Annotated in this window: 9 protein-coding genes and 1 riboswitch; of the genes, 4 read left to right on the top strand and 5 right to left on the bottom strand. The window is 34.7% G+C overall.

Annotated features, from left to right (window positions below; all coding sequences use genetic code 11):
* Nucleotides 1–60: 60 nt before the first annotated feature.
* Complete coding sequence (locus JNUCC74_RS00215) at nucleotides 61–1,296, bottom strand: dicarboxylate/amino acid:cation symporter (RefSeq protein ID WP_454066494.1); 1,236 nt, start codon at nucleotides 1,294–1,296, stop codon at nucleotides 61–63.
* A 1,301-nt stretch (nucleotides 1,297–2,597) separates the two neighbouring features.
* Between JNUCC74_RS00215 and bioB the strand changes: the two genes are divergently transcribed.
* Nucleotides 2,598–3,590 (top strand): biotin synthase BioB, encoded by a 993-nt coding sequence (bioB, locus tag JNUCC74_RS00210; protein WP_454066493.1) that lies wholly within the window; start codon nucleotides 2,598–2,600, stop codon nucleotides 3,588–3,590.
* 127 nt (nucleotides 3,591–3,717) lie between these two features.
* Here bioB and JNUCC74_RS00205 read toward each other — a convergent pair whose 3' ends face one another.
* The 3 genes from JNUCC74_RS00205 to JNUCC74_RS00195 all read right to left on the bottom strand — a co-directional run bounded on the left by JNUCC74_RS00205 (nucleotide 3,718) and on the right by JNUCC74_RS00195 (nucleotide 6,316).
* On the bottom strand, nucleotides 3,718–4,809 hold the full coding sequence (locus JNUCC74_RS00205; RefSeq protein WP_454066492.1) for an oxidoreductase: 1,092 nt from the start codon (nucleotides 4,807–4,809) through the stop codon (nucleotides 3,718–3,720).
* 408 nt (nucleotides 4,810–5,217) lie between these two features.
* The gene (locus tag JNUCC74_RS00200) at nucleotides 5,218–5,907 is read right to left on the bottom strand and encodes a copper homeostasis protein CutC (protein WP_454066491.1); all 690 of its coding nucleotides are present in this window, start codon (nucleotides 5,905–5,907) and stop codon (nucleotides 5,218–5,220) included.
* A 253-nt stretch (nucleotides 5,908–6,160) separates the two neighbouring features.
* Nucleotides 6,161–6,316, bottom strand: coding sequence for a hypothetical protein (locus JNUCC74_RS00195; RefSeq protein ID WP_454066490.1), 156 nt, complete (start codon nucleotides 6,314–6,316; stop codon nucleotides 6,161–6,163).
* Between the two features lie 303 nt (nucleotides 6,317–6,619).
* Nucleotides 6,620–6,719: riboswitch (TPP riboswitch) on the top strand.
* A 122-nt stretch (nucleotides 6,720–6,841) separates the two neighbouring features.
* On the opposite strand from JNUCC74_RS00195, the gene tenA reads away from it, so the two are divergent.
* Entirely contained in the window at nucleotides 6,842–7,534 is a 693-nt protein-coding gene (gene tenA / locus JNUCC74_RS00190; RefSeq protein ID WP_454066489.1) for a thiaminase II, read from the top strand.
* Between the two features lie 628 nt (nucleotides 7,535–8,162).
* Here tenA and JNUCC74_RS00185 read toward each other — a convergent pair.
* Nucleotides 8,163–9,164 (bottom strand): D-alanyl-D-alanine carboxypeptidase family protein, encoded by a 1,002-nt coding sequence (locus JNUCC74_RS00185; RefSeq protein WP_454066488.1) that lies wholly within the window; start codon nucleotides 9,162–9,164, stop codon nucleotides 8,163–8,165.
* A 1,058-nt stretch (nucleotides 9,165–10,222) separates the two neighbouring features.
* Between JNUCC74_RS00185 and JNUCC74_RS00180 the strand changes: the two genes are divergently transcribed.
* Nucleotides 10,223–10,774, top strand: a complete 552-nt coding sequence (locus tag JNUCC74_RS00180) for a GNAT family N-acetyltransferase (protein WP_454067799.1) — start codon at nucleotides 10,223–10,225, stop codon at nucleotides 10,772–10,774.
* A 333-nt stretch (nucleotides 10,775–11,107) separates the two neighbouring features.
* The gene (locus JNUCC74_RS00175; RefSeq protein ID WP_454066487.1) at nucleotides 11,108–11,281 is read left to right on the top strand and encodes a YIEGIA domain-containing protein; all 174 of its coding nucleotides are present in this window, start codon (nucleotides 11,108–11,110) and stop codon (nucleotides 11,279–11,281) included.
* The last annotated feature ends 478 nt before the right edge of the window (nucleotides 11,282–11,759 follow it).

Raw genomic sequence — 11,759 nt, 5'->3', positions numbered from 1 at the left:
TTTACAAATACACATATACATATATGAAACACGCCTAATAAAGACGTGTTTTTTATTAGTTTAAGCTGTTTGCTCAACTTGATCATCACTTTTTTGTTTTTCACCTTCTGAAATAATATATGCGCAAACGGCATCCCCAGTAATATTTAAAGAAGTACGTAGCATATCTAGTAATCTATCAACACCAATTATTAAGGCAATTCCATCAACTGGTAAGCCTACTTGCTTCAGAACCATTGCCAACATAATTAATCCCACACCGGGAACTCCAGCTGTTCCAATACTTGCAAGTGTAGCTGTTAAAACTACCATAAGCATTTGACTTAACCCTAACGGCTCGGCATAAACTTGAGCAATAAAGACGGTTGCAACAGCTTGCATAATTGCCGTACCATCCATATTTATCGTTGCTCCGAGCGGCTGTACAAAGCTGCTAATAGACTTTTTAACACCAAGTCTTTCTTGAGCTATTTTCATTGCAACCGGTAAAGCAGCATTTGAACTGGAAGTACTAAAAGCTACCGACATGGCGGGGAAAAACTGTTTATAGAAATTTACTGGGCTTGCTTTTCCTAATACTTTAATAGCAATTCCATACGTGATTACGCCATGCAGTATAAGTGATAAAATGACTGCTACCATATACATAACCATCTGACCTAATGCGTCTAACCCTGCTTCACCAACCGCTGAGGCAATAAGTGCAAACGCCCCATAAGGCGCCGTTTTCATGATCCCATTAACTAGAAATATTAATATATCATTTGCCTGCTCAAATAAGTTGCGAATTCCTCTTGTTTTATTGCCAAGCGCTGCTAATGCCACACCAATAAATATAGCAAAAGCAATTATTTGTAACATGTTTCCTGTGGACATCGCTTCAATTGGGTTTTTCGGAATAATTTGAACTAATGTATCCATAATTGGTGGAGCCGCTTCTTCTTTATAGGATACATTGCTTGTATCAAATGTTCCTGCTTTACCGGGCTCTAACACAACCCCTATTCCAAGGCCAATAACAAGAGCGATAGCAGTTGTAATTAAATAAAATGCAACTGTTTTAATTCCTATTTTTCCTAATTTAGATGGATCTCCTAACCCAACGGTTCCCAGTACGATAGAAACAAACACGATTGGTACTACGATCATCATAATCAAGCTTAAAAATATTTCTCCAACTGGGTTTAATGCATACGTATCAATTGCAGAAAATACATTATTAGGCACAAAGGTTAAACCAACACCTGCAACTACACCCAATATTAAGGCAATCAAAATTTTCTTAGTAAGACTCATAAGCATCGTCCTTTCTTGTTGTTTAGTTGTTATGATACAAGTTAAATTGGTTGTTAAAAGGCATAAATAGAATAGTTAGAAAAAGACAAAAATTATGAATGCACAGAATTTTCACTTAATACCCTGTAAGAAATCTTATAAATTCGCATAGTATACCTACTGTGCATCCTATTCTAATATTCACTTTTCCTTTTTTATCGATTTTTAAACAACCATGGCATACGATTTTAGTAGATAGTGGAATCAAGAAATGAAATAAATGCAGTTTTTTGTAAAGGTTAGGACAATTTTTTAGAGTTGCTTTTCTATTTTAACACTTTTTTTGCCGAATGAATAGACCTGTTTTTTGGAAAACCTGTATTATTCATAATAAAAACACCTGTATTTTCACTTATTAAAAGCTGCAAATTGGTTGATATTACTTAGTTTATCAACATTAGTTCACAATTGATCATATCCATAAAAATTTTTCAGCTTTGTTAAGTTTCACGTGAAACTATGATATATGTTTCAGAAAAAGAAATAGAAAATAGAAGAATAAAAGCCAGAAGCACTCGTAGCGACATACAAACTGGAGATTCTGACAAGATAAAGAGAAACTTCATTCCGCGGAATGCTTTTTACAAGGAATATTAGTACCGCAATGGTATGACCTAAAGGCCCTTGTGGTACTAACATTCAGTAGGAGATGGAAGAAAACTCCTACTGAATGAAGGTTCATTTTATTGAATAAAGAACTAAAAACAGATTATAACATCAAAAAATAGAAGGTAGCTATTAAGAGGTACCTTCTATTCTTTACTTACTGTTGTTGAATTAATAATTATAGCAATAGTAAAGAAGCCAAAAACAAACCATAGTGCAACCGAAATACGACCCAATAGTATCGCAAAAATGAAGACACTTAAAGCTGCCAAAAAGAAACATGATTTAAATAGAATATTTTTCATCATACTATTATATTAACATTCTCTTATGGTCATTCTCAATTACTTCAAAACCATCCATTTAAACATTAACTTAATTAATTCCAGCACTATTTACACATGCATAGCAAGCAGTACAACTGTTACAGGCATACTAAGGCTGAACAAGACAAGAAATATCATTTTTAGTCTCATAACAGCCGTAAATGCCTACAAACTAATATTTTTATTACCTAGATATTTATTAAAACACCTTCCATAACCGAAAAGATATGGCTCTCTTTTAAAAACAATGTTGACATCATCTTACAACTTCATTATTGTTAACATAAATAATATATTGGTTAACAATAATTAAAGGGCGGGGATGATACATTGTATTATCTATCTTTAGCAAATGAGGTTTTGGAAGGTTATTCATTAACAGAAAAGGAGGCATTATCTATTTTGGAATGTCCGGATGAAGATATTTTGCCGTTATTACACAGTTCCTATTTCATCAGAAAACACTATTTTGGCAATAAAGTGAAACTAAATATGATTATAAATACTAAATCCGGTGCATGTCCTGAAACTTGTGGGTACTGTGCTCAATCACGAGATTCTACACATCCTATCCAAAAATACAAAATGCTAGACAAGGATTCCATCGTACAAGGTGCAAAAAGAGCTCATCAATTAAAAGCCGGCACATATTGTATCGTTGCAAGCGGTCGAGGACCAACTAGTCGTGAATTGGATCATATTTCAAGTGCTGTTCAAGAAATCAAGGAAAAATATGAGTTAAAAATTTGCGCTTGTCTCGGAATACTAAAACCAGGACAAGCGCAACAACTTAAAGAAGCTGGTGTGGATCGCTACAATCATAATATAAATACATCGAAAAATCATCATCCTCATATTACTACCAGCCATAGTTATCAAGACCGCGTTGAAACAATTACGAAAGTAAAAGCTGCACAAATATCTCCTTGCTCTGGAGTCATTGTCGGTATGAAAGAAACAAAACAAGATGTTATACAAATGGCATTTGCTCTAAAAGAATTAGACGCTGACTCCATTCCTGTGAATTTCCTCCATGCAATGGAAGGAACCAAATTAGAAGGTACGGATGAATTGAATCCACTATACTGCTTAAAAGTTCTTTGCCTATTTCGTTTTATCAATCCTACAAAAGAAATAAGGGTTTCAGGCGGACGTGAAGTAAACTTAAGAAGTGTGCAACCGCTTAGCTTATATCCAGCAAATTCGATCTTTATTGGAGATTATTTAACGACAGCTGGGCAAACGGATACGAAAGATTATCAAATGATAGAAGATCTCGGATTTGAAATTGATTATGAAGAAATAGAAGTATCCCGTATGTAGCAAAGCATAGCTTTTACAAAAAAGTTCAGGTGTTTCGTTTTAATGACTACTTTTTTCCATACTAATTAACTGTCGTAAAAATATAAGCTATACATACATGCTTATACTTTTACGACAGTATTAGACATTACATTTCTAATTCAAAATCCTTAACATATGCTTTTGGTGTCAGAGTCGCTTTACCATTAAAAGTGTCTAATGGTTTCCCTTCTCGAACACGATTTGGTGTATCTGGATTAGCTAGCGCTTGACGAGCAATGGCAATAAAATCAGCTTGGCCTTTTGCAATTACAGCAGCCGCTTTTTTTGGATCGCCTAAGTTACCACAAGCAATGATAGGTTTTCCTGAAAATGTTTTAGCCGCTTCTGACATTGTCATCGTTCCTTCACCAAATCCTGGAGTAGTTGCATCATCATCTGAAATATGAATATAGTCAACATTCGTTTTTCCCAACTCGGAGAAAATAATTTCTGCATCTTTTTCCCCACCAGGCCACTTGTAGCTTTTATTAGTTGCCTTTAATTGGGAAATTCGAATACCTAAAATCATCGTCCCTCCAATAGCTTTACTGACTTCCTCAATCAGCTCTTTAAGCAATCTCACTCGATTTTCCACACTCCCGCCGTATTGATCGGTTCGATGGTTACTAATCTCAGACAGAAATTCATCTAGTAAATAGCCGTTAGCCCCATGTAATTCAACACCGCTAAATCCGGCTGCTTTTGCATATTTAGCTGATTGCACAAAGCCCTGCTTTATTTCTTTGATTTCTTCAATTGTCAACTCCTTAGCTTCCGGATAAGGTCCACTTCCATAATATATCTCGGCTTTATCTATTGGTGGAGTAAATGGTGATGGCGCTACAGTAACATCTGTATAGTAATTCCCTTGTGTCTGTGCTCCCCCATGCATTAGTTGAGCAATCATTAATGATCCATGCGATTTCACACTATCAACAATTGGCTTCCAAGCTGCGGCATGCTTCTCGGTCGCTAAACCACCTTGAAATTTATACGCTTGACTATATTTTGTATCAGGGTAGACTCCTTCTGTAATAACTACAGCAAAACCACCTTTGGCAAATCGTTCGTAATAACGGTGTACCCGCTCATTCGGTGTCCCATCCTCAGCAGAACTCACTCTTGTCATTGGGGCTAAAATATACCGATTTTTCAGCACATACGTACCAAGATATCCTTGTTCAAATAGATTATTCATAAGGCTCACCCTACTTTCTTGTAAAATTATAAGAAAAATTTGTTATTTAATTCAATTTTATTGAAAATATTATTACATAAAACAGATTGGTTTACTATTATTTTGCCTAGTAAAGTGAAAGTTTATTCTAAGGTGTTATTTATCCATGAAGCTAAAAACGAAAGGTATGGCTATCAAAAGCCTTCCCTATTCTTGAAAAAGTAATCCATTCTTTCTTCATGCGAGGTATTGCTATGGAAGCTTCCTTGTCCTCCCAGATACAATTCTCAAGCTTTAGTTTGAAGACTTATTATAAAGCCTTAAATGAGCGAAATACACTTTCTAAATACGCGTTTATAAACAAAGAGCTATTCTATTAATAAAATGAGAATAGCTCTTTTCTCCCCTTTAACCATTTCATTTATTGCTTTAAGACACTTGCATTATCTGTTTGATTTTGTTTATTTTGTCTGCATCAAGCGATTTATCAAATGAATCATTAACTCGTACCCCTGAGCCAAAGTGGAAAGCTTGTGGCTCTAATTGATGATAAACATCTGCAAATGTTTCTGCTCTTAAACCGTGGCCAACCATGATAGATAAATGCGTATCCTTTGCCAAATGAATTAATTGATTAAGCTGAGGAATGGCATCTGGAGCCTTATAATCACCGCCAGCAGTTAAAATCGTTGTAATCTGGCTATATTTTGCCAAGCATTCTAATGCTTCTAATTGATTACGAGCAAAATCGAATGCCCGATGAAATGTCACTTCTAAACCATCTGCTACATCCAATAACTGCTTAATTACTTCCTCATCTACCGTTTGTTCTGGTGTCAAAGCACCAATAACAATTCCATTTGCACCAAGATTTTTTATCATTTCAATATCAGATTTCATTGTCTCTACATCATTTTTATTATAAACAAATGATTGACTATGGGGTCGCACCATAACATTAACCGGAATACTCACAGCCTCCATTGTCTTATTCATTAAACCATAGCTAGGGGTTATGCCTAATTCAGTCATAGCAGGACTAAGTTCAATTCGATCTGCACCAAATTGCGCTGCATCCTTTACATCTGTTAAATTCGTTGCAATTACTTCTAAAAGCATGGATACCCTCTCCTTATAATAATCCTACCTATATCGTACTTGATCCAAAATAGATTTAACAGACCAATTGCATGCAATGTTCACCTTTTCGCACGTTTAAATGAATATTTTTTGAAAAACTAGTGATTTCCTTATTGAAAACCCTTTTTTCTGCCAACCCACCTATCAATAAAGGTATTTTATGCTTAACAAGCTTACTATTATGATAAGCAATCCTAGTAACCCCCATAACACCCAATCAGCAAGATATGTTTCAATGATAGGGCACAAAGATAATAGCTATTCCATAACAGATGAAAAATATACCCATTTCCTTAGGAAGTTGATTTTTGTTCCCTTTAAAAGTCGATTCATCATAACCAGTAAGAAAGATAAGCAGTTTTTTCTTCCAAATTAACCATCCAAACAATAAAAAATCATCCGATTAAACAGATAGAATGTTGGACGGCAAAAATTCCAAGTCCATAGGGATTTCACTCCTTTGTCAATAACGCTAGCTCTATTGGATTCTAAGACTTTACTAATCCCACTCCATAAGAAGTTTAGAAATCCCCTCAATAAAGGATATATCCTATTTTTTAGTTTTGAACATATTTAAAATAAAAATACTATAGCTATCTATATCGAACTGTTTTTATTATCTAAATTCTTTTACATTTATTTGCTCTTTTCGTTACGATATGGTTTAATTACAAGTATATAGCTAAATATGTTGTTTCACTAGGGGAGCAATTTTAATGCTGAGAGAGGAAACTTGACCCTTTGAACCTGATCTAGTTCGCACTAGCGTAGGGAAGTGGAAATCGTTTATAGGCACTAAAACGATCAGGATTGCTTACATACCCGTTCCTACTTATCTAGAATGGGTTTTTTAATTGCCACAAGTTACCTCTCCAGCATTAAAATATTATAAGATTGGAGAGGAGCTTAAAACATGCAATCGTTATTTACAGACCGTTTATGGAAAAAGGTCGAACCAATTTGGAAGGCCTATTTGGAACACCCTTTTGTCAAAGGCTTAGGCGAAGGTTGGTTGGATAAAGAGAAGTTTAAGCACTGGATGAAGCAGGATTACGTTTATTTAATCGAATATTCTCGTCTGTTTGCTTTAGGAAGTGCAAAAGCAACGGATTTAACAACGATGACTACTTTTGCCAACTTATTACATGGAACATTAAATATGGAAATGGATTTACATCGAAGCTATGCAAGCAAATTTAATATTAGCGCACAAGAACTGGAAGAAACAGAAGCAGCAGCAACAACTACTGCTTATACAAGTTATATGCTAAACGTTTCTCAGCGTGGTGGGGTGGAAAATACAGTTGCCTCGGTACTAGCCTGTGCTTGGAGCTACAATTTTATTGGAAAAACATTAGCAACATGGCCAAATGCCTTAGAACATGAGTTTTACGGCAATTGGGTACAGATGTATTCTTCCGATGAATTTACGAAACTAGCAAACGATTGTATTGATTTAATAAATACGATCGCCAAAGATAAACCGGAGCATGAACTTGCCATTTTAGAAGATATTGTTGTAAAAACCAGCTATTTTGAATATATGTTTTGGGAAATGGCAGAAAATAAAGCGATGTGGCCGATTCCTAGTGCCGTAACGGTTTAAACCATCTCCTACATTCTCCTGCCCGATGATGTATGCATCATGAACTTGCTTCTAACTGTTATGTTATAGAAGTAGCAACTGATGTTCATATAATAATTAGCGCAGAGAGTCATATTCATAATGGCAAACTACGCTTTTTAATAAGCGATATTCATTTATCCCGCATCTAAGGTGCCGTAAAACTCCCACTTTAAGAGCCTTGAGTTGATACAAAAGGGTCTAAGTGGGAGAAAACGGCACCTAAATGCCCGATTCGTTCAACTAACATTCAGTAGGAGATGGAAGAAAACTCCTACTGAATGAAGGTTCACTTTATTACCCCATAACAATTCTTTACTGATCTTAAAAAACCATTCTTGCTAGAGATCACGCAAAATTTATTAACAACTAGTTAAACTTAGACTTATTACAGTGAAACTGAACCCAACACTAATATATAGAGCAAAAACGAAAAGCGCTTGATTAGCAACGTACATCACAATGGGAAAAGTGTGGAAGAAAAAAGCGGACATGTAGACCTTATCAACGGAATATTACATAAGAACTTATCCATTGTGTGCTGATCGTAAAAATAGACACGTAACATCACCCAATCTATTGTGCTGTTTACGTGTCTTAACTCATTCACTTATTTTGTTAGATATTCCTCAAGTGTAAGGTTATTTTCCATGATTTCCTTAGCTGCTTTTTTCCCTACATAACGAATATGCCATGGCTCATATTGGTACTTAGTTATATCCTCTTTCCCTTTAGGAAAACGGATAATAAATCCATAATCTGCTGCGTGCTCCGCTAACCATTTTCCTTCATCTGTATTTGCAAATTCCGTCGTTAAATCAAAATTAATATCCGGGCTTGTTACATCCATTGTTAGGCCAGTTTGATGTTCACTCTCTCCTGGTTGGGCACTAACTAAATTGGCTTCTTTTTCTCCTAAAGACTGCACATTAGAATTAAAGACATTGACTTGCCGATCATAGGAACGATAACCGGACTGTGCATACAATTCGAGCCCCTCTTTTTCTGCAGCAGCAAATAGTTCTTCTAATGCAGGAGCTGCAATGTCACGCATTTTTTTCTTTGGTAAATCTTCCTTAAATGGGAAAGGAACATTAGGCGTAACTAAATCGACTGGAATATAATCTTCCGGCAATGCATTTTCTTTATTAACCAATGCTAATTGTTCATGTGGATTTGCTAAAACATTCGCGCCATCATTGGTTGTTACAGGTTCTGCTTTAGCAGGTAATGCTTTACCCGGCTGATAGCTACTGGTATCTTTCGCAAGCAACTGTTCTATCATCCTGGCAGTTTCCTGGGAATATACACCTGTTACTGATAAATCATGTTGCAGTTGCAAGTCGGTTATTGCCCAAACTGTAGCAGCATCAAACTTCCCATTACTATCTATTTGGTAACCAATTTTTTTTAAACCTTGCTGTAATGCTTTAACATCTTGACCGCTGTCTAGTTTCTGCAATTCTCCATCAGGAAGCTGTATATTTTTTCCTTCTTTTTCGCCACCATTTTGTTCCTCTTTTGCTGAGTGTTTATCGCTATCTGCACATGCCGTTGTGAATACAAACACAAATAATAACACGATAAAGCTGATAATATATTTTCGCTTCATTTCTTTCTCTCCCTACAAACGATAAAAAATCTATTAAAAATTTAATTTTACCTAGCTAAACGGTAGTAATTGACACTTCTAAAGTATGGATAATTTTATTATTATTTTAATTTGCTTACCTGCTTGCTTATTATATTTATCCGAATGAATAGTTACTAATTCTTCGGGTTCATCATACATTCTAACTCTATAAATATAGAAAAGCTTAATTATCTTTTAAAATGTAATAACTATTATGGAGAACACCTCGATCCCTTAACTCAATAGATGCTCAGCTAACCTTAAATCGGTTCTTGTAAGTAATAAATGTTAAAGCCGCCTACACTAGAACCTTCGAAAGCATTATATTGGATACTAATATATGCATCCGGTAATTGTTTATTCTCATTGCTGTTTTTCCATCTAAAGATCTTTTAACCTCTAACTGTCCTTGTCATTATACCATCTGCACCAGCGTTTCGTAAGGATTTTTCAATCGCTTATGGATTACTAAGGTTCTATCTTTTTCATAAAGGTTATTGCATGGATTCCTTCCTCCATGACCAGGATTGATCATAACTATGTACCTACTTCAATTTTCAAAAGCGGCTTTCACATCTAAAATTTCTTGTTCAGCACTAGCAGTTTTGATACTTTCCTTCACATGCAACTGAAATTAAGATAAATAGTAAAAAGGGATTTTTTCCATACTGCTCTGCTTCAATAATAACAATTCCTCCTTTCACTGGCATTTTTAACCGTTGATTGCTATTTTTTTAATCCAAATAATATTTTTTAGTCTAGTTCTATTGTTTAGTTTCTAAATAAAAAGCATCTATTTATACTAATTCTTGCATCGTAGTTGCATCTTTACTATAAATAGAATATTCCATCCTCTTATTTTAAAGAATTCGTCTAAGATTATTTATCTTAATAGAATATTTAATCAAACCGTTATTTTATGTTTCAAAAATACATTTAATAAAGGTTTCCGACCTTTTTTGCCGAATAATAAAAATAGAGAATAATATCCATTTAGATCTGTTGATCAATTAAATAGGGAATGGGATTGATGTATGATGCAATATGATAGGGAAAATAAAACAATTACTACGAAAAGGCTATTGTTGCGACTTTTTCAAAAGACGGATGCCGCTACTGTCACTAAGCTTTGTAACAGTTATAATATGTATAAAAATACATTATACTTGCCTTATCCTTATTCCATCGACAATGCTTTATCGTGGATGGAGCAACATCTCGATAATTTTAACGCTAATAAAATATATGAATTTGCTATAACAGATAAAGAAACAAGGAAATTATATGGAGCAATAGCTCTATCTAACAATCAAACATTCAATAATGGTGAAATTGCCTATTGGATTGGTGAAGATTTTTGGGGAAATGGATATGCTACAGAGGCAGCACAAGCTATCATACAGTTTGCATTTGATGAAAATCAATATCATAAAGTATTTGCTCGATACTTTCATTCAAATCTGGCTTCAGGAAGAGTTCTACAAAAATTAGGAATGAGAAAAGAAGGAATATTAATAGATCATGTAAAGAAAGAAAATCAGTATAAAAATTTAGTATACTATGGAATTATTAACCCTAGAGATTCATAGGACTGCTAACTTACAACCAATTTACAACTCCTATTTTAGAGTACTGATTGAGTTCATTTTACTAATCCGTGAAGGGAACCATATTACCTAGGTTCCCTTTAAACTTAGATTCCAATGAACAAGATTATTACATGGAACTGATTTTACCTTTCCGCCCGTCCAATCCCCCTTAAAAAATGCTAAAACTAAATGTATGAACAGCTTTAAACAATATTTATTTCTAAACCGATCCTAATACTAAATTCATTAGCTTATGGATTTATAGTGAACAAAAAGCTATCTTCATAGTTAGTTTTCACTATTCCTGCTTTATCATGAGAACAAGCTCCAGTTATGAATGATTTAACGATTATTATAAGAACGGTAATTATGGGGACTGTAGCAAGAATTATGGGATACTTCAAAGAAGATTACCGCCAATATCCTAGCTACCCTAATGGTATTTATTTCATATCGCATTTGTCGCCACTTTTCATTGGATACAGTCGCTATCTCGGCTTTAAGTAGTAACATTTTATTGCTGTTACATTAGCAGTACAGCAGTTTAAAGAGGGAAGAAAAATGGAGAAGGAAAGCTTAAATGACTTAGGAAATACCTGAATCTACCTATCGTGGCGACGAAATATAGATGGAATAGCGAAACGTTTGTAACATAAAACGATATTGCTTTTATGACAACGTTTTCTATTTCATTAACCTTCCTATCATTCCCATTAACTAATGGATCAATATGTCCTTTTAGTGTTCTCTACGTCTGTGGCATTAAACAATTGGCTCATTCACTTATACATAAATTTTACAATGGCAAATTAACTTTATCGCTAAAGTTTAATTATATTTAGAAAAACTTGGCTTGTCGCCAAGTCTTTAGCGAAAGCTGTAGCTTTTTTTATACGATAAAGTGAAACTTCATTCCGTGGAATGCTTTTTACACGGAATGTTAGTACCACAAGGGTATGACCTAAAGGCCCTTGAACCAATCGGG

It is taken from the genome of Cerasibacillus sp. JNUCC 74, from assembly GCF_053667775.1.
Note: the sequence above shows the minus strand (reverse complement) of the source record. Positions and strands in the feature narration are given on the sequence as shown.